Here is a 25,501-nt window from a genome sequence, read left to right as displayed (position 1 = left end):
ATGGACGGGCCCCGCGCGCGTGGGCCGGTGGTCCCGGCCGATTGTCAGTGGTCGCCGGTAGGTTCTGTGGTGCAGAACTGAACGCACCCCGGAGGTTGTTGACGTGACCGACATCACCATGCTGCCCGCGTCCTGGCGCGGAGTCCTCGGCGAGGAACTGCAGAAGCCCTACTTCAAGGAGCTCACCGAGTTCGTCGAGGAGGAGCGGGCGAGGGGGCCGGTCTTCCCGCCGCGCGACGAGGTGTTCGCGGCGCTGGACGCCACGCCGTTCGACGAGGTCAAGGTCCTCGTCCTCGGCCAGGACCCGTATCACGGCGAGGGCCAGGGCCACGGCCTGTGCTTCTCGGTCCGCCCCGGAGTGAAGACCCCGCCCTCGCTGCGGAACATCTACAAGGAGATGAAGGAGGAGCTCGGCCACCCGGTGCCGGACAACGGCTATCTGATGCCGTGGGCCCAGCAGGGCGTACTGCTCCTGAACGCGGTCCTGACGGTCCGCTCCGGCGAGGCCAACTCCCACAAGGGCAAGGGCTGGGAGAAGTTCACGGACGCCGTCATCCGCGCGGTGGCCGAGCGCCCCGACCCGGCGGTCTTCGTCCTCTGGGGGAACTACGCGCAGAAGAAGCTGCCCCTCATCGACGCCGAGCGGCACGTCGTGGTCAAGGGCGCGCACCCCTCGCCGCTGTCCGCGAAGAAGTTCTTCGGCTCCCGCCCCTTCACGCAGATCGACGAGGCGGTGGCGGCCCAGGGGCACAAGGCCATCGACTGGCGCATCCCCGACCTGGGCTGAGCAGGCGGGAGCGCCCGGCCGCGCACCGCGCCTGACCGTGATTGTCAGTGGTGCCCGCTAGCGTCGACATCGGTTCGTGGGACTGCCTGCCGGCGGCCCCGCGGCCGACGGACGACTGACATCCGATGGCGGACGCGGAGGGCCACGCGGTGGCGGAGCAGCAGGAACAGACGGCGGAAGACGAAGACGCCACGATGACCCGGATCGGGCAGGCGGTCATGCTGCAGCACGCCGGCGACCGCGAGGAGGCACAGGCGCGCTTCCTCGCGCTCTGGTCGGAGATCGGCGAGGAGGGCGACCCCCTGCACCGCTGCACGCTCGCGCACTACATGGCGGACACCCAGCAGGACCCGGCCGATGAACTGGCCTGGGACCTCAGGGCGTTGTCGGCGGCACACGAGCTGACGGACGAGCGCGTCGGCGCTCACCACCAGTCCCTCGCGGTGCGCGGGTTCTACCCCTCACTGCATCTGAACCTGGCGGCGGACTATGTGAAGCTCGCCCGCCCGGCGGCCGCCCGCAGCCATCTGAGGCTGGCGCGCGGCGCGGTGGGCGCGCTGGGGGACGACGGCTATGGGGACGGCATCCGGGCGGCCCTGGAGCGGCTCGAGGCGCAGGTGGGGGAGGGGGATGTGGAGGAGTAGGCGGGGGCGAGGGCTGCGGCGGGGTGGGGGAACCCGACTGCGTACGCGGCTCAACGGCCGTACGCCTCCACGCAGATGACCGCCTCCTTGCTGCCCGGCTCCCAGCCCCCGTGCGCCTTGCCGAGGGCGCACAGACGCAGGTCCGGGTGGGCGCGGGGAGAGGCGTCCTGCTGGGATGCGGCCTTGTCGTCGTGGTGGTCACGGCGGTCGTGGTCGTGACGGTCGTGGGGGTCCTGGTGGCGGCCGTCGTGCCCGTTCCCGCGCCCGTTCCCCTTTCCGTGCCCATGCCGGGGCCGGTCCCCACGCTCGCGCTCCGCGGGGCGTGAGCGCGTCGGTGTCGCGTCGGCGCTGGACGAGGCGGACGTGTTCGAGGGGCCGGCGTCCGGGCCGGCCGTCGCCCGCGGGGACTCGGTGCGGGACGGGGCCGTCGTCGGGCCCACGCGCACCAGTGAGTCATGGCCGGGAGCCTCCACGGCGCTCGAAGGCCACGGCGGCAGCGCCTGAGTGGGAGTCTCCGCATACGTGGCCGCCCGGCCGCCGGACGCCTTGCCGTGCCAAGCCGTCCGATCCACCCCCGCGCATCCGGAGAGCGCAAGGACCGCCACGGACGCGAGAAGCACTGCGGTGTTCGTCGATCGCTGCACTCGGTTGTTCTTCGATCGCTGCACCCGCGCCACTCTGCTGCCCCCGGCGCACCGCGGAGCGACGAACCAACCCGCATCCTCCGCACGGGTGACACCGGCGCGCGCGACACCACGTCACGCACGCCCCCCAGAAGCCCCGACCGCCCCCGAGCCGGCCGCCCGCGCGGCCCCCACGAACACCGTCGTCCCCAGCGCCTTCAGCGGCACCGGCCGACGCTCAGGCCCCAGTGGCCGAGTCGTCCCCGTCGAGCATCCCCCGCAGCAACTCCCGGAACCCGGCCCGCAGTTCGTCCAGCGTCGGGGCGATCGCGTGGTAAGAGCCCGCGACGCACGAGAACATCATGCCGTCGCACCACGCCACCAGCGACAGCGTGTGCCGCTCCGGCTCCTTCGAGCCCGCCGCGACCATCAGCGCGGACAGCGGTTCACGGAACTGGGCGCCGGAGGAGTCGTAGTACGACCGCAGCTCGGGGCGACGGGTCGCCTCCAGGGCCAGTTCGTAGCGGGACAGCAGCAGGTCGCGGTGGTCGTCGCCGGCAAGGAAGCGGTGCAGGGCCAGGGCGAGTCCGGTGACCAGGGAGTCGCGGTCGCCGGCCGGGCCGGGGAGCTCGCTCGGCGTGAGGATGTCGTTCTCACGCTCGGCCTGCCGGCGGACGGCGGCTTCCAGGAGGGCCTGCCGCGTCCTTGCCTGGTTCGACGTCGACCCCGGAGGCAGCCCCGCCGCCTCGTCGACCGCGCGGTGGGTGAGGCCGCGCATCCCGCGCTCGGCGAGCAGAGCCAGGGCGGTGTCGGCGATGAGTTCGGTGCGGGCTGCCCCCGTGGCACGTACAGACATGGGGTGCAGCCTACCGCTGAAACTACAGATGTAGTAGCCGTGCGGTGCGGGCGCTGCGCCTGTACTGACGGCGGTTGCGCCTGCGCCAATTATGCGCGCGACAAGGTGAGAGCGTGGCCGAAGCAGCGAATTCCGGGACCCGTATGCTGCGGGAACGGACGCGGGGGCGCAGGGGCGTCCCGTCGCACGACGGTAGGGAGACACTGGTGAAGGTCGGCTGCATCGGACTCGGAGACATCGCGCGGAAGGCGTACCTCCCGGTGCTCGCCACGCAGCCCGGCGTCGAACTGCACCTGCAGACGCGCACGCCCGCGACCCTGGAGCGGGTCGCGGCGACCCACCACATCCCCGAACCGCAGCGCCACACCGACCTGGACTCGCTGCTCGCCCAGGGCCTCGACGCCGCGTTCGTGCACGCGCCCACCGCCGTCCACCCCGAGATCGTCACACGGCTCATCGAGGCGGGTGTGGCGACGTATGTCGACAAGCCGATCGCGTACGAACTCGCGGACTCCGAGCGGCTCGTGGCCCTGGCCGAGGAGCGCGGCGTCAGCCTCGCCGTCGGCTTCAACCGCAGGCACGCGCCCGGCTACGCCCAGTGCGCGGAGCACCCGCGCGAGCTGATCCTGATGCAGAAGAACCGCGTGGGCCTGCCCGAGGACCCGCGCACCATGATCCTCGACGACTTCATCCACGTCGTGGACACGCTGCGGTTCCTCGTGCCGGGACCGGTCGACCACGTGTCCGTGCGCGGCCGCCTCGACGGCGGTCTGCTCGAACATGTCGTGCTGCAGCTCGCGGGCGACGGGTTCACCGCGCTCGGCGTGATGAACCGGCTGAGCGGGTCCACCGAGGAGATCCTCGAAGTCTCCGGTCAGGACACCAAGCGGCAGGTGCTCAACCTCGCCGAGGTCGTCGACCACAAGGGGCAGCCGACCGTGCGGCGGCGCGGCGACTGGGTGCCGGTGGCGCGGCAGCGCGGCATCGAGCAGATCGTGCTCGCCTTCCTCGACTCCGTGCGCGCGGGCAAGGTGATCAGCGCCCGGGACGCGCTGGAGACCCATGAGCTGTGCGAGCGGGTGGTCCTTGCGGTTCAGGAGCAGGCCTCCTGAACCGGTACGCCCGCACGCCCTCGGCGACGCACAGCAGCGCGAGGACGCCGAGCGCCGTGTGGACCGGCCAGTCCCCGTACCGCACGTACGGGGTGGTGCCCGTGGCCAGCGGAACCTCGTACTCCGCCGTGCTCGACGCGGAGGTGCCGAGCGGCTTCCCGACGCGCTCGCCGCTCGGGCCGTAGACCGCCGAGACGCCCGTGAGCGTGGCGTGCACCATGGGGCGGCCGGTCTCGGCGGCACGCACCGCGGCGAGCGACGCGTGCTGCTGCGGCGCCCAACTGTGCTGGAACGACGAAGTGGCGGACTGCGCGAGCAGCACCTGCGCGCCCTCGCGCGTGAGGTGGCGGCTCATGTCGGGGAACGCCGACTCGAAGCACACCAGCGGGCCCACCCGCAGCCCCTGCCCCAACTCCATCACGACCGGCCGATCGCCCCGCCTGCGGTCCTCGCCCGCCGCCTTGCCGACAGAGGTCGCCCAACCCAGCAGGGAGCGGGCCGGGACGTACTCGCCGAAGGGGACCAGGCGCATCTTGTCGTAGCGATCGCCCGTCGGTCCTTCCGGGCCCACGAGCACCGTGCTCTTGAAGATGCCGGGCCGGTCCGAGCGGCGGGCGTCGACGTTCACCAGGATGTCGGCGCCGACCTCCCGGGACAGCGCGGTGATGCGCTCGGCGAGGTCGGGCCGGTCGGCCAGGTCGTGGGCGACGCTGCTCTCGCCCCACACCACCAGGTCCACGTCGTGTCCCGTCAGAGAGCGGGTCAGCTGCTCCTCGCGGGCGAAGCGCTCGTCGGCGCCGCCCAGGCCGTTCATGACGCCGGGCTGGACGACGGCGACGCGGACGTGCCCGGCGGGGTCGGGGCGGGGGGACCAGGTCCAGGCCGCGGAGGTGGCGGCGGCCACGGCGACGAGGCCCGCGAGCGCGGGGACGCGGGCGGCGCGGTGGGCGACGAGGGCGGCGACGGCCGTGTTCACGGCCACCACCAGGGCGCTGACCAGCCAGACACCGCCGACCGACGCGAGCCGCAGCGCGGGCTCGACCTGCCACTGGCTGGAGCCAAGGAGTCCCCAGGGCCCGCCGAGCCCCTCCCAGGACCGCACCAGTTCCACCATCAGCCAGCCGGACGGCAGCACGAGCAGCGCGGCGGCGGCCCGCCCGGGTGAGGCGACGCCGCCCAGGAGATGGCGTACGAGCCAGCCCCACGGCGCCCACAGCAGTCCGAGCAGCGCGGCGATGACGAGCGTGAAGACGTGCAGGCTCGGCAGCAGCCAGTGGTGCACCGCCACCATGAAGCCGAGCCCGCCGAGCCAGCCGTCGAGCGCGGCGCGGCGGCCCGTCGGCGCCGAGCGGGCGAGCAGCAGCCACGGCACGAGCGCGACGTACGCGAACCACCACCACGAGGGGGCGGGGAATGCCAGGGCGGGTAGCGCCCCGCACAGGGCGGCGAGGATTCCGCGCCGCCACGGGGAGGCCAGCGCCGCGTGCCACTGGCGCGCCTCGAAGGCCGATCCCAGACGCCGGCGCAGAGCCTGCGTCCGGGACGGCACCCACTGGTGCCGCCGGCTGCCGCCCAGTACCTCCATGCCAGCGCGCCTCCCTGCCCCGACTCGGCTCCGACACCGCCGTCACCGTCGTCCGCCGTCGTCGCGATCGTCGCCGTCGTACGTCCAGTGTGCGCGCCCTCGACGATCTAGGACAGGGGGCGCCCGGTTCGCGTTGCCGGGGCGGACCAGTGCTGTCTGCGCCACTTCTCCTGTACGAGGACATGGCGCAGGAGCCAGCCGGTGTGGGTGCGCACGGCGGTGAATTCGTAGCGGCCGCCGCATTCGAAGTCGGGGGCGGTGGCGGGCTCGGTGGTCCCTTCGGCCGGTTCGTGGGCACCGTCGGCGTCGGGCCGGTGCTCGGTCGCGAGGCGCATGGGGTTGGAGTAGTCCGCCTGTACGCGCGCGGTGTCGCCCACGTCCTGCTCGCGGACGTCGAAGCGGATCCTGCGATTGACGATGAGGTGCTGGCGCATCGCGAACATCCGCAATGTCTCCGCCAGCCAGTCGCCGACCTCCGGACCGGTTCCTTCGATGCCGCCCGCCGACCTGTAGTCGGCCCTGCCGCCCGGTGCGAACAACTGGCGGTAGCCGTCCCAGTCGCCGTCGTCGACAGCGATGGCGTAGTCGGTGATGAGGCTGTCGATGGCCAAACGGTCAAGGACTGCGGCGAGTTCCACGCGCTGCGTCATCGGGTCAGTCTTGGGTACCGGGGGTGCGGAGCCAAGAGGCAGTACGACAGTCGTCGTTCTGCGGGGAGGCGCGGGTGCGCGGCCGAAGGCTGAGGGGCATGCGCACGCGAGCGTGTGGGGCACGCTCGCGTGCGTGGACGAGCTTCTCGATGACTCGATGCTTGTTGACTCGACGCGTATGGAGATGACTCGACGACTCGGGACCTGATGACTGGACTTACTGGACTACTTGACGAGGAGCGATCGACCTCGGGGTCGACTGGCGGCCTGCACAAGGAAGATGTGGCTGTTCCCCCGCCCGCCGCTTACGCGGCCTGCACGATCTCCGCGCGCACCGCCTCGGCCCACTCGGTCACGAGCTGCTCGTACTCCCGGCGCTGCTCGATGGAGAGACGGCCACCGGCGCGGAGCCAGAGGCCTCGTATCCGCTCGTTCAACTCGGCTGACGACCGCACGGAACCATGGGGTTGAGGGGTTAAGGGCATGCGGTCAAGCCTAGGGGATAGCTCTGACAATCGGAACTGTCAGCTACCGCACACCTGCGGCACGTGATCGCGCCAAGGCGCCGCAAGGCGCGCGAGCCCGGCGCGAGTTGGCGCGTGCGCGCTGGTCAGCGGGGCGGGTGGGGGTCACTGGGGCCCAACGGGAGCCGGCCGGAGGATGGTTGTCAGTGACGGATGGCACGTCTACTGATGGTTCGGTGCCGAGTGGGGTGCCGAGTCGTGTACGGCGTCGGGTGCCGGGTCGGCCGAGCCGCGTCCCGTGAAGGGCAGGTGGATGAAGAGGAGCACGATTCCGCAGAGGGTGAAGACGCGGGTGGCGGCGTCGAGGCCGTTCCAGTCCTCCGACTGCCACATGGCGAACCACTCGCCGCCGATCCCTATGAAACCGCCGCCGAACAGCAGCATGAGCATCAGCAGACCCACGGTGCTGAGCCGCCGCGCGCGGCCGTGGCCGTCGCCCCGGCCGCGCAGCGCCCTGCCCCACAGGGCCGTCGCGGCGATGAGGACGAGTGCCGCCAGGGTCTCCCAGGCGATGATGGCGACGTACGCGGTGTCCTGGAGGGCGCGTGACTCGATGGCGCGCCACATGACGTCGTCGTCCTTGAAGGTCGTGTCCATCGCCAGGACGTGCCGTACGAACTGCTGGTTGTTGTCGAAGTCGGTGATGTTGCCGAACGCGACGAGGGCGATGTAGAGGGCGACGACTCCGGTCAGCACGGCCGCCGCCACGGTCGGCGCGCCCAGGGCGGGGCCCCGGTCGTCTCGCTTCTTGCTGGTGGTTGGCGTGGCGGTCATGCCGGGGCTCCCTCTGGGGACGGTTGGTGCGGCTGCTGATCGGGCCGCGCGAGTGCTCGGGGCGGTCGCGCGGTCGACCCATGGTCTCAGGGGTTCACTCGCGGCACAGTGGTGCACTCCTGTTTCGCATACGCCTGCGGCAACACCCCGTCCTCCAAGGTGTGTTGGGCTGGGTGTGCCATGTCGTCGAGCGCGCTCAGGAGTTGCCGGAGCGGTGGGCTCGGCGGCCCCGACGGCACGGCGAGCGATGTGATGACGGTCGGGGCGGCGAGGCGGCGTACGGTCACGTGGGGGATCGGCGGCAACCCCGTGACCTCGTAGAACACCGTCCAGGACGGGGCGTCGGCGCTCTGCTCGGCGAGGCCGGTGAGGGTTTCCTGGAGGGTGGTGAACGGCGGGCCGAGCAGCGGTTCGGCTCCGGTCGCCGCCCGCACCGCGCCGGTCACCAGGTCGTGGAAGGGCGGGTTGTGCTCGCGCGGGGCGAGGCGCAGCGGCAGGTGGGCGAGCTGGTCGAGGCCCAGTGGGAGCCCGTCGTCGGCTGTGGCCGCCACCGGATGCTCCGCGGGGAGCGCCACGTACAAAGGATCGCTCCACACCGGCAGCAGCTCTAGCCCTGGCGCCTTCCGCGCCGCCCGCACCAGCGCCGCGTCCAGTTCGCCGGAACGCACCGCGGCGAGCCGCTCGGTGAGGGGCAACCTCCGCAGCCGTACGCGGAGTTGAGGAGCCGCACGCCGCAGTGCCTCCAGAAGGCGGTACGTGCGGTCGCCCGGTCCCTGGACGGTGCCCAGGCGCAGCAGGCCCTCGGTGCCCGAGGCGAGGGCGGACGCGACGTCCCGGGTGCGGCGCGCCGCCGCGAGCACGGCGTGCGCCTCGGGCAGCAGCCGCTCACCGGCGCCGGAGAGCCGGACGTGCCGTGTGGACCGGTCGAACAAGGAGACGCCGAGTTCCCGCTCCAGGCGGCGGATCTGCTGGCTGACCGCCGACTGCACGATGCCGAGGCGCTCGGCGGCGCGGCTGAAGCCGCCCTCTTCGGCGACGGCGGCGAAGTATTGAAGCTGACGCAGTTCCACGAGGTTCCCCCTGCCACACGAATGCGTGATGCGCGATGCGTGATGCGCGACGCGTCATTCGCGATTCATCACGATCGGTGATTTCTGCAGGGAACAACTGCTTCTGGTTCGCGTCTTCTTCCCGGGCTCGAATGGAAGACATGGAAGACATGGAAGACGAAGACATGAAAGACATGGACAGACAGCAGACGACCAGAGCCCTGATCGTGCCGCCCGGCACCGCTGAACACGTCGCCCTGCCGCACGGCGGCGGCTTCGACCTGCTGGCCGACGGCGCGGACACCGGCGGCGCCCTGGGCGCCAACCGCCTCACGCTCGGCGAGGGCGCCGACGGGGCCAGACCCCACCACCACGCCAGGTCGACGGAGCTGTTCCACGTACTCGACGGGGTCGTGGAGTTCTTCCTGGACGGCGGGACGACGACGGTGGCGCGAGGCGGACTCGTCGTCGTCCCGCCCGGGATGCCGCACGCGTTCGGCGCGGCGCCCGGTGCGACCGCCGACCTGCTCGCGGTCCTGACACCGGGTGTCGACCGGTTCGGCTACTTCCGTGCCCTGGGCCGCATCCAGCACGGCCTGGACACGTTCGAGAGCCTCCTGCCCGAACAGGACCGGTACGACGTGCACTTCCTGGGCGGCGCGGTCGCCGCGGACTGGGCGACCGCGCGCGCTCGGGCTACGAAGGGTCGCGCACCGTCCCGGTGACCTCCGGGCCCCGGTGCGGCTCCCACTCCTGGTCGTAGGTGACAAGGCGCAGCCGCAGGGTCTCCTTCGGCTCCCGCACCCGGTCCTTGACCGTGGGCACGCTCACGTCCACGCTCCGCTTGCCCGCGGCGATCCGCGCCGGGATGTACGGCATCTCGGAGACCTTGGACAGCGGGCGGGCCGGGTTCGGGGAGCTCCCGAAGACGTCCTTCAGCCAGCGCTTGCCGACGTCCTTGGTGGACAGCTCCTTGCCGCCGCTGACGCGCCGGATGTCGAAGCCGGCCTCGATGTCCGTGTCGGCCGCGGCGGACAGCGAGACGCGCCACTTGAGGGACTTCCCCTCGGTGACGCGGTTCGCCACCGGCTTCACGGTGACCTTGGGCATCGGGTCGTCCTCGGCCACCTGCACACCGCCGTGGTACGAACCGACGACCGTGCCGCGGACCGCCTTGGCCAGGACGTCGTACGAGAGGTCGGCGCCGTAGCGCTTGTTGCCCCGCACCGTGACCGGGAGGTCGACGGGCTCGCCGCCGGGACGCACGGTCACCGTCTTGTACGTCGTCTTGTGCGTGCGCGGGTCGGTCACGAACAGGCGGACCTTGCCGCTGCCCTGGCCGGTGACCCGTACGGGCACGCGGTAGTCGCGGACGCCCGAGTCACCTTCCTTGACCTTGAGCTGACCGATGTCGACGCGCGTCAGCTCGGCCGTCCCGGCGTCCGGGGTGCCCGGGCGCCAGCCCCACGCGTCCATCAGCCAGGCGCGGCCCGACCGGTTGCGCGGGGTCAGCTCCAGGGAGGTCACCTGCTTGAGGTCGAGCCCCGCGCGGGCGGCCGCGGAGAGCGGCACGCGCACCTCGCGACCCCAGTAGGACGCGGTCGCGTCGGTGCCGGGCAGGCCGTCCACGCGGACCTTGCCGAGCGTCGCACGGCGGCCCGACGCGTCGGTGACCGCGACGTCGAGCCGGGTGCCGGTGCTGTTCGGCGGCACGATCACGCGCAGCGCCAACGCGTCGGATCCGTCGAGGGAGATGGCCTTGCTGGGACGCACCTTCGTCACGGCGCCTGGTTGCGACCAGCGCATCGCGACCGCGTGGCGGCCCGGTTCCGGCGAGGGGTCCCAGGCGGCGAAGTGGGGCGAAGCGCCCTTCGTCCCGGAGGGGAGGCAGGCGCGGGACGCCCTTTCGTCCACCTGCGCGCACAGCCGGCCGCCGCCGGACACGGCGAGCGAGGAACTCGGCACGAACGCGGGCGTGCGGTTGCCGCCGACGGCGTGGGTCAGCACGTGCGCGGGCTTCGCCGAGGGGGCGCGGCGGCTGGAGCCGTCGAGGAGCGGGCGCACCCGGTCGTCACCGTCGACGAACAGCCGGGCCGCCGCCGCGATGTAGGTGGAGCCCGCCGTCTGCTGCTGCTTGGCGGTCAGGCGGGTGTCCTTGCCCTTCGCGCACACCGGGTCGGGCCGCTCGCCGGACTGGAAGTCGTCGTCGGCCGGGGCCGCCGCCTGTCCGGGAGTCCACTCGCTGTTGAAGAAGTTGTGGTTCGCGCCGACCACGTAGACCGCGCTGTGCAGGGCGGTGCCGCGGCCGACGCCGCGCGTCCCGTCGGCGTAGATCTGGCCCTGGAGGTCGGAGACGTCGCCGTCGCAGCCCGGCAGGATCGTCATCGACGGCACGTCCGGGACCGGGTTCTGGCCGAAGATCGTGGGGCCGATGAGGACGGTGCCGCGGATGTTCCAGCGGGCCGGGCCGGGGGCGCCGTCCTCGGCGGCGGGCGGCGGGGTCAGGCTGTCGAGCGCGGCGCGGTTGACGCCTTCGCCGCCCCGGGAGTGGCCCACGAGCATGACCTTGGTCAGGTCGGCGGGCGCGGTGTCGCGCACGGCCTTCGGCACGTCGCCGCGGCCGGCGGACCAGTCCGCCCAGCGGGCGAGGTGCTGACGCACCAGCGACGAACGGGCCTGCGCGCCGCCGTCCGCGGCGACGTCGTCCTGGCCGTTGATGCCGTTGGCGGAGATCGACACCGTCACATAGCCCTGCGAGGCGAGGAGCTTCTGGTCGTGCAGGTAGCCGCGGTAGCTGGGCACCGGCTTCATGCCGGACTTGCAGGGCCAGCCGCCGTCCTGGGCGCCGCCGGACTTGTAGCACGTGTAGTGGCGGCCGTGCAGGAACAGCGCGAGCGGCCGCTTCCCCGGGGCGTCCGTCGGGCCCACGACGGTGGCCTTCATCTCGACGGGATTGGGGAATCCGGGCAGGCGCACCGACTTCTGGGTGTACTCACCGCTGACGGTGCGGTACTTGCCCGGGACGCCGGGGTCGACGCGGTTCGCGGGCTGGGGAGCCGCGGACTCGGCGGGCGGCGAGACGCGCGACGGCGCGGGCGTGTCCTTCGCGCCCTCGTCCAGACGGCGGCCCCCGGCCTGCGCCTGAAGGTCCGCGGCCTGCCCGATGTTCGCGCCGTCGAGGCGCAGCCGGAACGTCCGCTGGTCGTCCGTGGGCTGGGGGACGCCGAGGAGCCGGTCGCCGGCGTAGAACTCGACGCGGGCGTCGCCCATGGGCACCGGTTCGGCGGCGCGCCAGACCAGGTGCTTCTCGGCGCCGGAGCCGTCGACCCGCCAGCCCTTGGGGAGTTGGCCTTCGCCGTCTCCCGGCGGTGTGGGGTCCCCGAAGGCCGCGGGGAGGCCCGACGGCAGGGCGTCTCTCGGTGACGCGGACGGTATTCGGTCGCCGGACGGCTGCGCGTGCGCCAGGCCCGGCACCCCCACCGCCAGCGCGAGGACCGCCGTGGCGGCGGTCACCGAGCGCGGGACATGGATCAAGACGTTCTCCCGTTCATCAAGTTCCTCCAGTGCATCCAGCAGTGCGTCCAGTTGATCCACTGCGTAGGATCCCCCGGTCCTGGAGGATGACGGTGGGAGCGCGGGGGTTGCTTCGTGGGGTTTCGTACGTCGTCTCAAGGGGCGTACGAGGTGGGGAATGCCGGGCAAATGGGGCAAGTTGGGGGTTAGGGTTGCCCTTGTGGGCGAGGGTGGGCGCCGCGCATGATGCCGGTATGGCTGATGATCTTCCTACGCCCGCGCCTGCGCCCGTTTCCCTGCCTTTGGCAGCGGTCCCGCTCGCCGCGTACACACGTGCCGACCTGACCGAGATACTCGGCGACGCTCCCGACCCCTTCGGTGTCGCGGACACCGGACTGACGTGGCTGCCCAAGGACGTGCACTTCGGTGTGCGGGCGGAGGGCCGACTCGTGGCCCACGCGGGCCTGTTGAGGGTGCCGGTGTCGATCGGCGGCACCGAGGCCGAGGTGATCGGCGTCGGCGGCGTGGCCGTCGCGGCCGACGTTCGGGGCCGCGGCCTCGCCCGGACCGTTCTGTCGGCGGCACTCGACCACGCCCGCACGATGGGCCCCCGGCACGCGCTCCTGTTCTGCCGCCCGCCCCTCGTCGCCCTCTACGAACGGCTCGGCTGGCGGACGCTGGAGGGCAAGGTGTACGTCGAGCAGTCCGCGGGCCCGGCGGTCATGCCGCTGCGCACGATGTGGACGCCGCTGAAGGAGGGGCAAGAGGGGGCAGCGTGGCCGGACGGGGACGTGCGGCTGCTGTCGTTCCCGATGTGAGCCCGTGCCCGGCCGGGGCGAGGAACTGCTCGACGTACAGGGCGCACGACCGGTGCAGGCAGCGCATACTCGGAGCAGGAGCAGGGCGCGCCTGCGCCCTGGCAGGCTCCCCGGCGCGCGCCTACAGTGTGGGCCCAAGGCTCTGCGGCACGGAAAGGCAGGGCCTCGGCCCTGCGGCACGGATCGCGGAAAGGGCGCAGCCCCGTCCCGTGGTCACCAGCATCCCGGCCGGGCGTCGCCCCGGCCCGCCACCGCCGGGACGACCAGCGGGCGCGGCCGACGCGGCGCCGTAAGGGGTGCGGTGGCCTCCTGCCGCGGGACAGACACCATCCCGCCATGATCTCCACCCGGATCCGCGCCGCGACGTGCGCGCGGGCCGAGTGCGCGCCGAGAGCCGCTGGAGGCACCCATGTCCGGACCGTGCGTCGCCCTGATCGCCGACCCCACGTCGCCCGAGGGCTGCCGGGACTACCTCGCCCAAGCCGTCGAACTGCTCACGGGCACACCGCCGCACCGCATCGACGCCCGCCACTTCGCCCCCTGCGGCACCGGCCGCGTCCGGGACCGCGACGGCGTGCGCTTACGCCTCCACGTCCCCGACCAGGGGCTGGAGGTGGTGCCTGACGTGGTCGTGCTGTACGAGATACCACCGCACCGGCGCCGCGCCCTCGCCGCCTTCCAGCGCCTGCTCGCCCACCACCACGCGGTGACGCTGGGCTCCGGCGTCGCGGCATGGCGGTCGGCCACCGAGAAGGACCGCACGGTCGCCCGCTTCGAGCGGGACGGCGTCGCCCAGATGGACACCGTCGTCCTGTCGCGGCCGGGCACGCGGGAGACGGCCGCCGCGTTCGAGCGGCTCGGCCGTGACACCTGGGCCCGGCCGGTCGTCGGCACCGGCGGCAGTGACACCTTCCACGTGACCACCGACGCCCAACTGGCCGAAGCCGCCGAGTACTACGCGCGTCGGCGCAGCGCCTGGCTGCTCTCGCGCGACGCGGGCAACGTCACCGCCGACGGCGACCGGCACCAGTTCCGCGTGTTCGTGCTCGGCGGCCGCGTCATCCACGCCCGCGAGCACATCCAGCCCGCGACGGACACCCCCTGCAACACCTGCCAGGGCGCGACGGCCATCCCCATCGCCCCGCCCGACCTGCCGCGGCGCCTCACCGAACTGGCCGTGGCCGCCACCGCGTCGATGGGACTGCCCTTCGCCGGGGTCGACCTGGCCATCGAGAACGGCGGCGTCGTCTTCGAGGTCAACGTCCAGCCGGCCTTCATCGAGGGCGAGTTGGAGACGGTGGCCGTCCCCTACATCCAGGCCCACCTCGACGCGCTCGCCCAGACCGCGGGGGGCCGCAGAAGCCGCCACCCGGCGCGGGGCAGGCGGCGCGGCAGCCAGGTCAACGGGCGCTCGCCCCGGGTGGCGTAGGTCTCGCGTAGGCCGGGAGACGTAGGTCGCGTACGGCCGCAGCCCCATGTGCGGCGCCGGGGCGCCGACTACGGTCGGCGTCCATGCAGACCACCGGAAGCACACGGCGCGACCTGCGGGAACGTACCCGCGACACCCTTCGGCGACTCACCGGTGAACGGGACATCTGGCTGGCGACCTCCCACCCCGAGCACGGCCCCCACCAAGTGCCGCTGTGGTTCTGGTGGGACGGCGACGCGGTGTGGATGTGCACCGGCGAGAAGTCCGCGACGGCACGCAACGCGCTCGCCGAGCCGAGGGTGCGGCTCTCGCTGCCGGACACCTTCGACGTGGTGCTGCTGCGCGGGGATGCGGAGTGCTTTCCGGCGCGGGAGGTGCCGGGGGAGGCGGCCGACGCGTTCACCGCGAAGTTCGGGTGGGATCCACGGACGGAGGAGGCGCCGTTCCTGTACATCCGCGTGGCGCCGAGGTCGGTGCTCGCGTGGCGCGGGGAGGCGGAGTTGCGGGGGCGGGTGATTCTGTGGGAGGGCGAGTGGGTGGCGCGGGACGGACACGGGGGCCGGGGCTGAACCGTTCGGTGCGCCCGGCGTGAGCCTGCCGCGGGTCCTTCACCACCTCGTATGCGGAGAAAGGCTTCTTCCGCCCCGGTCCTACCCCTTTGGGTGAATGGCCGAATGCGTGGCTCCGCATGGGGGCAGTCTGGCGATGGCCCGCCCGCAGTCGACGGGGCGGGCCGTTCCCGACCCAGCGACACGAAGGTGGTCATGCTCCGCAGACTCGCCCTGTCCACCGCCCTGCTCGCGGCTCTCGCCCCCGCGCTCGTCTCGACAGCGCCCGCGTCCGCGCTCGGCCCCGGCGTCGAACGCGGCCCCGGCGAAGTGTGCTTCTGGACCCAGCCGGGCCAGCACGGCACGGGCTGGTGCTACAAGCCCCCGGGTTACGCCGATCTTCCCGAATCCCACCACGACAAGACCGCGTCGTTCCGCTCGGACGTGAACAAGAACCTGTACGCGATCGACTGGACGCGGGACACCTGCTACTCCCGCCTCATCCGCGCGTACGAATTCAGCGACAACTGGTCCTGGGGCTCCCGGATCGACGGCATCTCCGACAAGACCGAAGGCTGCCAAGCCGCCTGACGAACCGTCCGAACAGAAAGGCACAAGCCCGACATGACGCTGAAGCACTCCTCCGCCACCACCGACTCCGCCCCCGAATCCGCCCCGAGGCGGAGGACCGCCAAGCGCGCCTTCCTGGGCGTGGCGGCGGCGCTGCTCATGACCGGCAGCCTCGCCGTGGCCGCCCCGGCCGGCGCCGCCGACTGTCCCAGCGGCCACTTCTGCGCCTGGGAACACGCCAACTTCGACGGACAGCGCGCCAACTGGTCCGGCGACGACGGCTGGTGGGAGAGCTACATCGCGGACGAGGACTCCTCGTGGGCGAACCACGGCATCTCGGGTCCCGGCATCAAGGACACCGTCAAGGTGTACTCGCGGGCCCACCAGGGCGGCCACATGACCATCTGCGTCACGCCGGGCCAGGAGGTCGGGTACAACGGCGCGGCCAACGACAACGGCGACTCCCACACGTGGGCCATGAGCTGCTGAACGAACGCGTCCCGTACGGGCCTGCCGCCTTTGGGTGGCAGGCCCGTACGTTTGCCCCGGCACAGGTCCGTCCTCCTGAAGCCGTCTGAAGCCGTCGCGAGAAGGAGCGTCCCCACGTGAGCACTCTCGGCATCCTGCCCCCGGACGAGCAGCTCGTCGTCACCACGGTGCGTGACTTCGTGGACAAGGAAGTGAAGCCGGTCGTACGGGAGTTGGAGCACACGGACACCTATCCCGAGGCCCTGATCGAGCGGATGAAACAGCTCGGGGTCTTCGGCCTCGCCGTCCCGGAGGCGTACGGCGGCACTCCCGTCTCCACCTCCTGCTACGTCCTGTTCACCGAGGAACTCTCCCGCGGCTGGATGAGCCTGGCCGGTGCGATGGGCGGCCACACCGTGGTCGCCAAGCTGCTGCGGCACTACGGCACCGAGGACCAGCGCCGCCACTACCTCCCCCGGATGGCCACCGGCGAGATCCGCGCGACCATGGCCCTCACCGAACCGGGCGGCGGCTCCGACCTCCAGGCCCTGCGCACCGTCGCCCGCAGGGACGCCGACGGCTATGTCGTCAACGGTACGAAGACGTGGATCACGAACTCCCGCCGCTCGGGTCTGATCGCCCTGCTGTGCAGGACCGACCCCGACGCCACCCCGGCGCACCGCGGCATCTCCGTCCTCCTGGTCGAGCACGGCCCCGGCCTGACGGTCTCTCGCGACCTGCCCAAACTCGGCTACAAGGGCGTCGAGAGCTGCGAGTTGGCCTTCGAGGACCATCGCGCCCCGGCCGACGCCCTGCTCGGCGGCGTCGAGGGCCGCGGCTTCGCCCAGATCATGCGGGGCCTGGAGACGGGGCGGCTCCAGGTCGCCGCCCGCGCCCTCGGAGTCGGCCGGGCGGCCCTGGAGGACGCGCTGGCCTACGCGCGCGAGCGCGAGTCGTTCGGCAAGCCGATCTGGCAGCACCAGTCGATCGGCAACTACCTCGCCGACATGGCCACCTCCCTCACCGCCGCCCGCCAACTCACCCTGCACGCCGCCCGCGAGGCCGACGCGGGACACCGCGTCGACATGGAAGCGGGCATGGCCAAGCTCTTCGCCTCCGAGACCGCCATGCAGATCGCCCTCAACGCCCTGCGCATCCACGGCGGCCACGGCTACTCCACCGAGTTCGACGTGGAGCGCTACTTCCGCGACGCCCCGCTGATGATCGTCGGCGAGGGCACCAACGAGATCCAGCGCAATGTGATCGTGAGCCGGCTCGTGGAGCGGGGTGGCCTCGACGTGTGAGGCTTCGTTCGTACGTCGATGGGGTGCCCGCCCGCACCACCGGGCCGCGCACCCCCGAACAGGCCGCCCGCCGCCGCGGACTGCTGGAACCCCTGTTGCCGGACCTCGTCGAGGGGCTGGGGGAGGCCGACTTCCGCGTGACCGAGGTGACGCTGCGCCTCGCCCTCGACTGCTACCGCCTCGGTGACCATGCCGTCGCCATGCCCCTTTTCGAAGGCCTGCTCCCGTCGAGTCCGGCGACCCCGAGCGTGCGTTGGCGCTCCGGAAATCCCTGATCGAACTGCTGCGCAACAAGGTGGGGGTCGCCCCCGACCACCTGGACGCGGCCGTGGAACTGCGGGCGCTGATCAAGCGGCGGATCCGTGCCGAATGGCGCGGCGGCACCCGCACGTGGTTCCGGGCCTGACACAGGCCGGCCGGCGCACAGGGGGCGGCTCACAAGCGGAGCCGGACGGCGCATAAGCGGAGTCGTACCGCGCATAAGAGAAGTAGGGCGTCGTGGCCCCTCAAGCGGCCGACGGCGCACAGTGCCCCGGACCCCGGCGCGCCCCCCTCGTGGGGGCGTCATGCCTGTCCGTCCGCGGCCCTCCCCGGGCGTGGCGGCAAGAGGAGGTCGGCTGTGGGGAATGTGCGCCGCATGTCGGAGGCGGAGTGCCGTGAGGTGCTTGCCCGGGCCTGGACGGGGCGGCTCGCGGTGGCGCGGCGCGGGCGTCCGTATGTGGAGCTGGTCGGTCTGGTGGTCCGTGACGGGGCGCCGGTGGCGCTGGTCTCGGACGTCGGTCCGGTCGCGCGGGCGCTGCCTCCCGTGGTGGCCCCGCGGCAGTTGGTGGTCCTGGAGGCCGACGATGCCGAGTACGCCGAAGACGCCGAGTATGCCGAGGACAGGGACGGCGAGCACCGCGCGGTGCGGGCGGTCATCGCGCTCGGCCGACCGCGCTGGGTCGTGGCGGTCGACGAGGTGGGCGCCTGCCGCCGTGCCGCGAGCGCGCGGGGTCTGGACGTCGCGCCGGGCATCGGGTTCCTCACGCTGACGAGCCCGGTCCTGAGCGGGGAGCACCATCTGCTGCGGTGCCTGACGAAGCCGTAGGAGGGGGCAACAGGCGGCCGGGGCGCGCTCCAAGGCAGCGGACACGCGATCCCGGCTCCACCTCTCCTCGGGGGTGGCTCCCGCCCGCCCCCGAGGAGAGGGCGGCGGTGCGAGGACGCCCGGCGGAGGGGGAGCCGCCACGTCCTCGCACCTTCGGCCGCCGCCCCCGCCGACAACCCGGCGGCGGCCACCCGGGGATGGGCCCGTACCTCCAGCGTGCACCCATCCGACGCAAAAAGCGCCACCCTTGCCTACACAACGTGCCGAGAAGGCCTATTTAGGTAACACAGGGGCGGATGGGACGTAAGTGACCACGCAGAGTTACCAGTTCGGGGCGCGTGCCGGGCCTTGAGGGGCGCGCAGGGCCCCCGGCCGGGCGCCGGTGCGTCGCTAGCCCGCCGACTCGCCCGCGTGCGGGCTCAGCGTGCCCGCGCCGACGAGGATGAACAGCGCGATGCCGAGCAGGATGCGGTAGTAGACGAACGGCATGAAGCTCTTGGTGGTAATGAACTTCATGAACCATGCGATTACGGCATATCCCACAACAAAAGCGACAATTGTGGCGAAGATCGTGGGGCCCCAGGAGACATGGCCGCCCTCGCTCGCGTCCTTCAGCTCGAAGACACCCGAGGCGAGCACGGCCGGGATGGCGAGCAGGAAGGAATAGCGGGCCGCGGCCTCGCGGGTGTAGCCCATGAGCAGGCCGCCGCTGATCGTGGCGCCGGAGCGGGAGACGCCGGGGATGAGCGCCATGGCCTGGCAGACGCCGTAGATCAGACCGTCCCTGACGCCCAGTTCCTTGAGGCCCTTGCGGTGGCGTACGGCACGGTGCTTGCCGCCGGTCTCGTCGCGGGCCGCGAGGCGGTCGGCGATGCCGAGGACGATGCCCATGACGATCAGCGTCGTGGCGATCAGGCGCAGATCACGGAACGGCCCCTCGATCTGGTCCTTGAACGTGACGCCGAGGACACCGATCGGGATCGAGCCGACGATGACGAGCCAGCCCATCTTCGCGTCGTGGTCGGACCGCGGCACCTTGCCGACCAGCGAGCCGGACCACGCCTTGATGATCCGGCCGATGTCCTTGCGGAAGTAGATCAGGACGGCGGCCTCGGTGCCGATCTGAGTGATCGCGGTGAAGGCGGCACCCGGGTCGTGCCAGCCCGCGAACGCCGCGGTCAGCCGCAGATGCGCGCTGGATGAGATCGGAAGGAACTCGGTCAGTCCCTGGACGAGTCCGAGAATGAACGATTCGAGCCAAGACATGAAAACTGCGCCGTCCAGTAACTGATCGTGCGCTGACCCGTGAGGTGGCGGTCAGAGGCGTGGGAGGGGAACCGGGAGCGGCGAGGCGTGGTGCGGGCGTGCGCGGGGTCGAGCGGTGGGCCGGGAGGGGTGATCACGTGCCTCGCCGGGGGCAGCGTAGCGGCACAAGATGAAGGGACCGCGCGAGGGCCGTCGGTTGCGGGCCCCGGGCGGGCTCCGGGCCGCGCCCGCCGATGGCCCCGGGGCGGGCGGCGGCGGGCGGTGACCTCTGGCGCGCTACCTCGCGCGGCGGAGCTTGAGTACGGAGTCGGCGCGGGTGCCGGGCCGGCCGTCAGGACCCGCCAGCTCGCGCGTGAGGAGTTCGTCGGTCTCGACGGTCCACCCCCGGCGCGCCGGGTCGAGCCGGGCGAGCATCTCGGCGTTCGTCGGGAAGTGGTGGGCGAACGGCGGCTCGTCCTGCCACGACGGCCAGCCCGCGTGGCTCCCGATGACCAGGACCCCGCCGGGCGCGACCGCGTCGGCCGCCCGGTCGAGGATGTCCTCGCGCTCGCCGTCGCGCGCCACCGGTGAGTGCAGGAACTGCGCCGACACCAGGTCGTACGAACCCTCCGGGGACGACTCCGACAGGTCGTGCCGCTGCCAGTCGATCCGGTCCGTGAGACCGGCATCGGCCGCGCGTTCCGCGGCCCGGCGCAGCGCCGTGGCGGACACGTCGGCGGCCGTGACCCGCCAGCCGAGGCCGGCGAGCCACAGCGCGTCGGAGCCCCCGGCGCACCCGAGGTCCAGGGCCGTGCCGGGTGTCAACGAGGCGACTTCCCGGACGAGGAGGACGTTGGGCTCACCGGAGCCGCCGGTGCCCGGGTCTCGGTAGAAGTCGTCCCAGTACTGCTGAGCCGTGTTCTTCGGCGGGGTGCTGGTCATCGTCTCTCCCTCAGGCGGGCGCCGGTACTTGAGGGAGAGGGTGCGCGCACGGAGGCGAACCCGGCGACATTCTTTGCCGGTGCGGCAAAATGCGGGCTCGGTCAGGAGCCTCGGTCAGGCGGCAGTGGGCCCCGTGACCGTCCAGCCGGGCGCCTGCGGATGGGCCGTCAGGTCCTCGTGGCGCACTTCGCCGCCGCACGCGGAACACGTGACCGCGGGAAGCAGTTCGTGGCCGCAGATGTGCTCGATGACCATGGGGCGGTCGTCGTCCGTACGCAGATGGCGGTCGCCCCAGGCCATCAGCGTCATCAGGACGGCCTCCAGTTCGAGGCCCGCCGGCGTCGGCCGGTACTCGTGGCGCGTCGGCCGTTCGCTGTACGCGGCCTTCTCCAGTACGCCCGCGTCCACGAGGCGGCGCAGGCGCGTCGTGAGGATGTCGCGCGGGGCGCCGGTGTTGCGGGCCAGCTGATCGAAGCGCCGTGCGCCGAGGAAGACCTCGCGCAGGACGAGCAGCGAGTACTTCTCGCCGACCAGGGCGAGGGTGTCGGCGATGGAGCACGGGCGTGGATCTTTCATGGAGGACAGTCTAAAGGTGGGTTGGAAAATCAAACCCACCTGGTTATCGTGGGGATTGCTAGTGAGTCCAGTTTTCCAACTCGACCCATCCGGGAGACACCGCCATGCGTGACGCCGTCATCGTCGAAGCCGTACGCACCCCCGTCGGCAAGGGCAAGCCCAACGGCTCCCTCGCCCACGTCCACCCGGTCGAGCTCCTCTCCCACACGCTCCGCAGCCTCATCGAGCGCTCCGGTGTCGACCCGGCGCACATCGACGACGTGATCGGCGGCTGTGTCGACCAGGTCGCCGAACAGGCCATGAACACCACGCGGTACGCCGCCCTGTCCGCGGGCTTCCCGGAGTCCGTCCCCGCCACCACCGTGGACCGCCAGTGTGGCTCCTCGCAGCAGGCCGTGCACTTCGCGGCGCAGGGCGTCCTGTCGGGCGCGTACGACATGGCGGTCGCCTGCGGAGTGGAGTCCATGAGCCGCGTACCGATGTGGTCGAACGTGCCCGCGGGCGCGGACCCCTTCGGGCCCGGCATCGCCGAGCGCTACCCGGAAGGGCTCGTCCCGCAGGGCATCAGCGCCGAGCTCATCGCCGCCAAGTGGTCCATCAGCCGTGAGGAGATGGACGTCTTCGCGACCGGCTCGCACCAGAAGGCCGCCCGCGCCTGGGAGAGCGGCCTCTTCGACGCGGAGGTCGCGCCGCTGGACGGCGTCACCCGCGACGAGTCCGTACGTCCCGGCACGACGCCCGAGATCCTCGCCGGGCTCAGGCCCGCCTACGAGGACCCCGCCTTCGCCGAGCGCTTCCCGCAGATCGACTGGTCCGTCACCGCGGGCAACACCAGCCCCATCAACGACGGCGCTTCCGCCGTCCTCATCACCACCAGCGAGAACGCGGCCCGCCTCGGCCTGCGCCCGCTGGCCCGGCTGCACAGCTTCGCCGTCACCGGCTCCGACCCGCTCATGATGCTCACCGGTGTCCTGCCCGCGACCGAGAAGGTGCTGCGCCGGGCCTCACTGACGCTCGACGACATCGATCTGTTCGAGGTCAACGAGGCGTTCGCGAGCGTGGTCCTGTGCTGGTTGCGGGAGACCGGCGCGGATGAGCGGCGGCTGAACGTCCACGGTGGTGCGATCTCCCTTGGACACCCGCTGGGCGCGAGCGGCACTCGGCTGATGACCACGCTTGTGCATGCGATGCGGGTCCGTGGGGCGCGGTACGCCTTGCAGACCATGTGCGAGGCCGGGGGGCTCGCCAACGCCACGATTCTTGAAGCGGTGTGACCTCATGGGGGCTGCGCCCCCTCTCCCCCTGCCTTTCGGCGCTCCGCGCCTCGTCCTCAAGCGCCGGACGGGCTATTTCTTGCCGCCGCTGTCAGTGGCCGCCCAGGCCGTGGCGCTTGCGCCATGCCACCAGCGCGCCTGCTACGCCCGTCACCGCGATGAAGCCCATCGCGATCAGGAACACCGGGGACGTGGGGGTCGACGCGCGGGCTCCCGCTATGACGTACGCCGCCGTGTTCGGGATCGAGCCGATGGCCGTGGCGAGCAGGAACGGCAGCCAGCCCATGCGGGAGACCGCCGCGCAGTAGTTGGCGGCCGCGAACGGCACGCCCGGGAAGAGGCGGACGGCCAGCATCGAGCGGAACCCGTGCCGGCTGAGCTGGCCGTCGGCCGCCTTCAGCCAGCGGCCCCGCAGCAGCGGCCGCAGCGCGTCCTGCCCCAGGATCCGGCCGAGGCCGAACGACACCCCGGCCCCCATGACCGTGCCCACGATCGCCGCGGGCAGCCCGGCCTGCGAACCGAACAGCGCGCCCGCCGCCAGATTGAGCAGCGGCCGCGGCACGAACGCGACCGTGCACGTGCCGTACGCCACCGCGAACACGCACACCGCGGCGGCGCCGCCGAACTGCGGCGGCCAGCCGTCCGCGATCAGCCGCTGCGGCTCGAAGAGCAGCACGCCCGCGGCGGCCGCGGCGAGCAGCAGCACGAGCAGGGACAGCCGCGCCCACGGCGAGAGGAGCACCCGTGTGCAACGCACGGCGAGGCCCGGCGTCGGGGCGGCGGCGGTGTCGAGCATCCGGAGAGACTAACCGGCTCATGTGTCTGATCGCCGTATGGTGCGTCTCATGGGCGTCACAGTGCCAGTCCCAGGGCCAGTCACCGTGCCGAGAAGTGCTCTCGCCGACGATGTCGTCGGGCGGCTCACGACGACGTACGCCGAAGCGGCCGATCCGGCGCGGGCCGCGGACATGCGCGCGTACATGAAGGACATCGCGCCCTTCCTCGGCCTCACCGCGCCGGTCCGCCGGGACCTCAACCGCGCCGTCCTCGCGGGCACGCCCCGCCCCGAAGAGGCCGACTGCGCCGCGCTCGCGCTGCGCTGCTGGGAACTGCCCGAGCGGGAGTACCAGTACTTCGCCGTGGACTATCTGCGGCGGCACGTGAAGCGGTGCTCGTCCGGCTTCCTGCCCGTCGCCCGGCAGCTGGTGACGACCCGTCCCTGGTGGGACACCGTCGACGCGCTCGCCGCGCACGTCGTGGGCGGCCTCGTCGCCGCCGACCCCGCGCTGAGGGCCGACATGGACGCCTGGATCCAGGACGAGGACATGTGGGCGGTCAGGACCGCGCTCCTGCACCAGCTGCGCCACAAGCACGCCACGGACACCGGCCGCCTCTTCGCGTACTGCGAACGGCAGGCACGGCACCCGGACTTCTTCATCCGCAAGGCCATCGGGTGGTGCCTGCGGGAGTACGCGAAGACGGACCCCGACGCCGTACGGGACTTCGTCGCGACGCACCGTGAGGTCCTCGCGCCCCTGTCCGTGCGTGAGGCGCTGAAGAACATCGGGGGCATCGGGGGCATCGGAGGCTGACGCGCCGCAACTGCCCTGTGTGACCGGTGTGTCAGGGAAAATGATTCGACGCCGACCAGGGCGTCGGCAATGATCGTCGACATGTTCCGGCACGCCTTTCACACAGTTTTGTCCGCAGTCGCGGGCGCTGTTCGGGCTGCCGTCGTTCCGCTCGCAGCGCGGCTCGCAGCCGCCCTTCCCCTTGACGGCGCCCGAAGCTGACCCTCCCCGGACATTCCGGCGGACCCCGCAGGGGGAGGGTCGGCCAGGCCCCGGGGGTCCCCGTCCGCAGGCCGTCCGAGCCGCGGGCCACACCTTTCGAGTTCCGGAGCAGGAACCACCATGTCCAAGACCGCTTACGTACGCACCAAGCCCCACCTCAACATCGGCACGATGGGCCACGTCGACCACGGCAAGACCACCCTGACCGCCGCCATCACCAAGGTCCTCAGCGAGCGCGGCACCGGCACGTTCGTGCCCTTCGACCGCATCGACCGCGCGCCGGAGGAGGCGCAGCGCGGCATCACCATCAACATCGCGCACGTCGAGTACGAGACCGACACCCGGCACTACGCCCACGTCGACATGCCCGGCCACGCCGACTACGTGAAGAACATGGTCACGGGCGCCGCCCAACTCGACGGCGCGATCCTCGTCGTGTCCGCCGCCGACGGGATCATGCCGCAGACCGCCGAGCACGTCCTGCTCGCCCGCCAGGTCGGCGTCGACCACATCGTCGTCGCCCTCAACAAGGCGGACACCGGCGACCCCGAGCTCACCGACCTGGTCGAGCTGGAGGTCCGCGAGCTTTTGTCCGCGCACGGGTACGGCGGCGACGCGGTGCCCGTCGTACGGGTCTCCGGCCTCAAGGCCCTTGAGGGGGACCCGCGTTGGACGGCGGCGGTCGAGGCGCTCCTGGACGCTGTGGACACGTACGTCCCGATGCCGGAGCGCTATGTCGACGCGCCCTTCCTGCTCCCGGTGGAGAACGTCTTCACGATCACCGGCCGGGGCACGGTCGTCACCGGCGCCGTCGAGCGCGGCACCGTCCGCGTCGGCGACCGCGTGCAGGTCCTGGGCGGCGATGCCGACGACAACACCGAGACGGTCGTCACCGGCCTGGAGACCTTCGGCAAGCCGATGGACTCCGCGCAGGCCGGCGACAACGTGGCGCTGCTCCTTCGCGGCCTGCCACGCGATGCCGTCCGCCGCGGCCACGTCGTCGCCGCGCCCGGCAGCGTCAGTCCGAGCAGTCGCTTCACCGCGCAGGTGTACGTCCTGTCCACCCGCGAAGGCGGCCGCGCCACCCCGGTCTCGACCGGTTACCGGCCGCAGTTCTACATCCGTACCGCGGACGTGGTCGGCGACATCGACCTGGGCGAGACGGCCGTCGCCCGGCCCGGCGACACGGTCACCATGACCGTCGAGCTCGGCCGCGAGATCCCCCTGGAGCCGGGGCTCGGCTTCGCGATCCGCGAGGGCGGGCGGACGGTGGGGGCGGGGACGGTGACGGCGGTCGGCTGAGCCTTCCGCTCGGCGTGCCTCCGCCAGG

The 25,501-nt window shown here is 72.2% G+C and carries 28 protein-coding genes; 16 read left to right on the top strand and 12 right to left on the bottom strand.

The genetic code is table 11. The features are described from left to right. Positions 1-103 precede the first annotated feature (103 nt). Positions 104-787: a uracil-DNA glycosylase gene (gene ung, locus IEY91_RS37845; RefSeq protein WP_189177391.1), complete on the top strand. Its 684-nt coding sequence runs from the start codon at positions 104-106 to the stop codon at positions 785-787. A 125-nt stretch (positions 788-912) separates the two neighbouring features. Continuing rightward, positions 913-1,431: a hypothetical protein gene (locus IEY91_RS37840; RefSeq protein WP_164326541.1), complete on the top strand. Its 519-nt coding sequence runs from the start codon at positions 913-915 to the stop codon at positions 1,429-1,431. A 50-nt stretch (positions 1,432-1,481) separates the two neighbouring features. Here IEY91_RS37840 and IEY91_RS37835 read toward each other — a convergent pair whose 3' ends face one another. Both IEY91_RS37835 and IEY91_RS37830 read right to left on the bottom strand, forming a co-directional pair. Beyond that, complete coding sequence (locus IEY91_RS37835; RefSeq protein ID WP_189177390.1) at positions 1,482-2,075, bottom strand: hypothetical protein; 594 nt, start codon at positions 2,073-2,075, stop codon at positions 1,482-1,484. Between the two features lie 217 nt (positions 2,076-2,292). Further along, the gene (locus IEY91_RS37830; protein WP_189177389.1) at positions 2,293-2,910 is read right to left on the bottom strand and encodes a TetR/AcrR family transcriptional regulator; all 618 of its coding nucleotides are present in this window, start codon (positions 2,908-2,910) and stop codon (positions 2,293-2,295) included. A gap of 206 nt (positions 2,911-3,116) precedes the next feature. Between IEY91_RS37830 and IEY91_RS42160 the strand changes: the two genes are divergently transcribed. Further along, complete coding sequence (locus IEY91_RS42160) at positions 3,117-4,022, top strand: Gfo/Idh/MocA family protein (RefSeq protein WP_229697506.1); 906 nt, start codon at positions 3,117-3,119, stop codon at positions 4,020-4,022. Here the strand turns inward: IEY91_RS42160 and lnt are convergent. From lnt to IEY91_RS37800, 5 genes are all read right to left on the bottom strand, one after another. Beyond that, a complete protein-coding gene (gene lnt / locus IEY91_RS37820; RefSeq protein WP_229697505.1) occupies positions 3,946-5,607 on the bottom strand; it encodes an apolipoprotein N-acyltransferase in 1,662 nt (553 codons plus the stop codon). The two genes, IEY91_RS42160 and lnt, sit on opposite strands and share 77 nt — an antisense overlap. Positions 5,608-5,714: 107 nt before the next feature. Next, positions 5,715-6,257, bottom strand: coding sequence for a nuclear transport factor 2 family protein (locus tag IEY91_RS37815; protein ID WP_164326544.1), 543 nt, complete (start codon positions 6,255-6,257; stop codon positions 5,715-5,717). Positions 6,258-6,562: 305 nt separating this feature from the next. Then, positions 6,563-6,712 (bottom strand): hypothetical protein, encoded by a 150-nt coding sequence (locus IEY91_RS37810; protein ID WP_373288113.1) that lies wholly within the window; start codon positions 6,710-6,712, stop codon positions 6,563-6,565. Positions 6,713-6,943: 231 nt separating this feature from the next. Beyond that, positions 6,944-7,555 (bottom strand): DUF2165 domain-containing protein, encoded by a 612-nt coding sequence (locus IEY91_RS37805; RefSeq protein WP_189177388.1) that lies wholly within the window; start codon positions 7,553-7,555, stop codon positions 6,944-6,946. 86 nt (positions 7,556-7,641) lie between these two features. Beyond that, positions 7,642-8,625: a LysR family transcriptional regulator gene (locus IEY91_RS37800; protein WP_189177387.1), complete on the bottom strand. Its 984-nt coding sequence runs from the start codon at positions 8,623-8,625 to the stop codon at positions 7,642-7,644. A gap of 140 nt (positions 8,626-8,765) precedes the next feature. On the opposite strand from IEY91_RS37800, the gene IEY91_RS37795 reads away from it, so the two are divergent. Then, positions 8,766-9,329, top strand: coding sequence for a cupin domain-containing protein (locus IEY91_RS37795; RefSeq protein ID WP_229697504.1), 564 nt, complete (start codon positions 8,766-8,768; stop codon positions 9,327-9,329). On the opposite strand, the gene IEY91_RS37790 is transcribed toward IEY91_RS37795, so the two are convergent. Beyond that, positions 9,301-12,138 carry an alpha/beta hydrolase gene (locus IEY91_RS37790; protein ID WP_189177386.1) on the bottom strand — a complete coding sequence of 946 codons (2,838 nt, stop codon included), beginning with the start codon at positions 12,136-12,138 and terminating at the stop codon, positions 9,301-9,303. The two genes, IEY91_RS37795 and IEY91_RS37790, sit on opposite strands and share 29 nt — an antisense overlap. Positions 12,139-12,371: 233 nt before the next feature. Here IEY91_RS37790 and IEY91_RS37785 point away from each other — a divergent pair, with 233 nt between their 5' ends. The 9 genes from IEY91_RS37785 to IEY91_RS37745 all read left to right on the top strand — a co-directional run bounded on the left by IEY91_RS37785 (position 12,372) and on the right by IEY91_RS37745 (position 18,341). Next, a complete protein-coding gene (locus IEY91_RS37785) occupies positions 12,372-12,935 on the top strand; it encodes a GNAT family N-acetyltransferase (RefSeq protein ID WP_189177385.1) in 564 nt (187 codons plus the stop codon). A 409-nt stretch (positions 12,936-13,344) separates the two neighbouring features. After that, positions 13,345-14,364 carry an ATP-grasp domain-containing protein gene (locus tag IEY91_RS37780; protein ID WP_229697503.1) on the top strand — a complete coding sequence of 340 codons (1,020 nt, stop codon included), beginning with the start codon at positions 13,345-13,347 and terminating at the stop codon, positions 14,362-14,364. A gap of 83 nt (positions 14,365-14,447) precedes the next feature. Next, positions 14,448-14,933 (top strand): pyridoxamine 5'-phosphate oxidase family protein, encoded by a 486-nt coding sequence (locus tag IEY91_RS37775; protein ID WP_189177384.1) that lies wholly within the window; start codon positions 14,448-14,450, stop codon positions 14,931-14,933. A 195-nt stretch (positions 14,934-15,128) separates the two neighbouring features. Next, positions 15,129-15,503, top strand: a complete 375-nt coding sequence (locus IEY91_RS37770; protein ID WP_164326552.1) for a hypothetical protein — start codon at positions 15,129-15,131, stop codon at positions 15,501-15,503. A gap of 138 nt (positions 15,504-15,641) precedes the next feature. Next, positions 15,642-15,971, top strand: a complete 330-nt coding sequence (locus IEY91_RS37765; protein WP_164328713.1) for a peptidase inhibitor family I36 protein — start codon at positions 15,642-15,644, stop codon at positions 15,969-15,971. A 116-nt stretch (positions 15,972-16,087) separates the two neighbouring features. After that, the gene (locus tag IEY91_RS37760) at positions 16,088-17,254 is read left to right on the top strand and encodes an acyl-CoA dehydrogenase family protein (protein ID WP_189177383.1); all 1,167 of its coding nucleotides are present in this window, start codon (positions 16,088-16,090) and stop codon (positions 17,252-17,254) included. Next, complete coding sequence (locus tag IEY91_RS37755) at positions 17,251-17,529, top strand: hypothetical protein (RefSeq protein WP_189177382.1); 279 nt, start codon at positions 17,251-17,253, stop codon at positions 17,527-17,529. The genes IEY91_RS37760 and IEY91_RS37755 overlap by 4 nt, the downstream gene beginning before the upstream one ends. Continuing rightward, positions 17,508-17,660 (top strand): hypothetical protein, encoded by a 153-nt coding sequence (locus IEY91_RS37750; protein ID WP_189177381.1) that lies wholly within the window; start codon positions 17,508-17,510, stop codon positions 17,658-17,660. Before IEY91_RS37755 ends, IEY91_RS37750 begins: the two co-directional genes overlap by 22 nt. Before the next feature lie 213 nt (positions 17,661-17,873). Beyond that, the gene (locus tag IEY91_RS37745; protein ID WP_189177380.1) at positions 17,874-18,341 is read left to right on the top strand and encodes a hypothetical protein; all 468 of its coding nucleotides are present in this window, start codon (positions 17,874-17,876) and stop codon (positions 18,339-18,341) included. A gap of 390 nt (positions 18,342-18,731) precedes the next feature. Here IEY91_RS37745 and IEY91_RS37740 read toward each other — a convergent pair whose 3' ends face one another. The 3 genes from IEY91_RS37740 to IEY91_RS37730 form a co-directional block, all read right to left on the bottom strand. After that, a complete protein-coding gene (locus IEY91_RS37740) occupies positions 18,732-19,607 on the bottom strand; it encodes an undecaprenyl-diphosphate phosphatase (RefSeq protein WP_164326557.1) in 876 nt (291 codons plus the stop codon). Between the two features lie 276 nt (positions 19,608-19,883). Beyond that, entirely contained in the window at positions 19,884-20,528 is a 645-nt protein-coding gene (locus IEY91_RS37735) for an SAM-dependent methyltransferase (RefSeq protein WP_189177379.1), read from the bottom strand. 114 nt (positions 20,529-20,642) lie between these two features. Further along, positions 20,643-21,113: a winged helix-turn-helix transcriptional regulator gene (locus IEY91_RS37730; protein WP_164328714.1), complete on the bottom strand. Its 471-nt coding sequence runs from the start codon at positions 21,111-21,113 to the stop codon at positions 20,643-20,645. Positions 21,114-21,208: 95 nt separating this feature from the next. Between IEY91_RS37730 and IEY91_RS37725 the strand changes: the two genes are divergently transcribed. Then, entirely contained in the window at positions 21,209-22,378 is a 1,170-nt protein-coding gene (locus IEY91_RS37725) for a thiolase family protein (RefSeq protein WP_164326559.1), read from the top strand. A 91-nt stretch (positions 22,379-22,469) separates the two neighbouring features. Here IEY91_RS37725 and IEY91_RS37720 read toward each other — a convergent pair whose 3' ends face one another. After that, a complete protein-coding gene (locus IEY91_RS37720; protein ID WP_189177378.1) occupies positions 22,470-23,174 on the bottom strand; it encodes a TVP38/TMEM64 family protein in 705 nt (234 codons plus the stop codon). Between the two features lie 37 nt (positions 23,175-23,211). Between IEY91_RS37720 and IEY91_RS37715 the strand changes: the two genes are divergently transcribed. Both IEY91_RS37715 and tuf read left to right on the top strand, forming a co-directional pair. Beyond that, positions 23,212-23,970: a DNA alkylation repair protein gene (locus IEY91_RS37715; RefSeq protein WP_189177377.1), complete on the top strand. Its 759-nt coding sequence runs from the start codon at positions 23,212-23,214 to the stop codon at positions 23,968-23,970. A gap of 321 nt (positions 23,971-24,291) precedes the next feature. Further along, entirely contained in the window at positions 24,292-25,473 is a 1,182-nt protein-coding gene (gene tuf / locus IEY91_RS37710) for an elongation factor Tu (RefSeq protein ID WP_189177376.1), read from the top strand. Positions 25,474-25,501 lie beyond the last annotated feature (28 nt).

It is taken from the genome of Streptomyces lasiicapitis (assembly GCF_014646335.1).
Taxonomy (GTDB): domain Bacteria; phylum Actinomycetota; class Actinomycetes; order Streptomycetales; family Streptomycetaceae; genus Streptomyces; species Streptomyces lasiicapitis.
The sequence above is the reverse complement of the archived record's forward strand: the minus strand, read 5'-3'. Positions and strand labels throughout refer to the sequence as shown.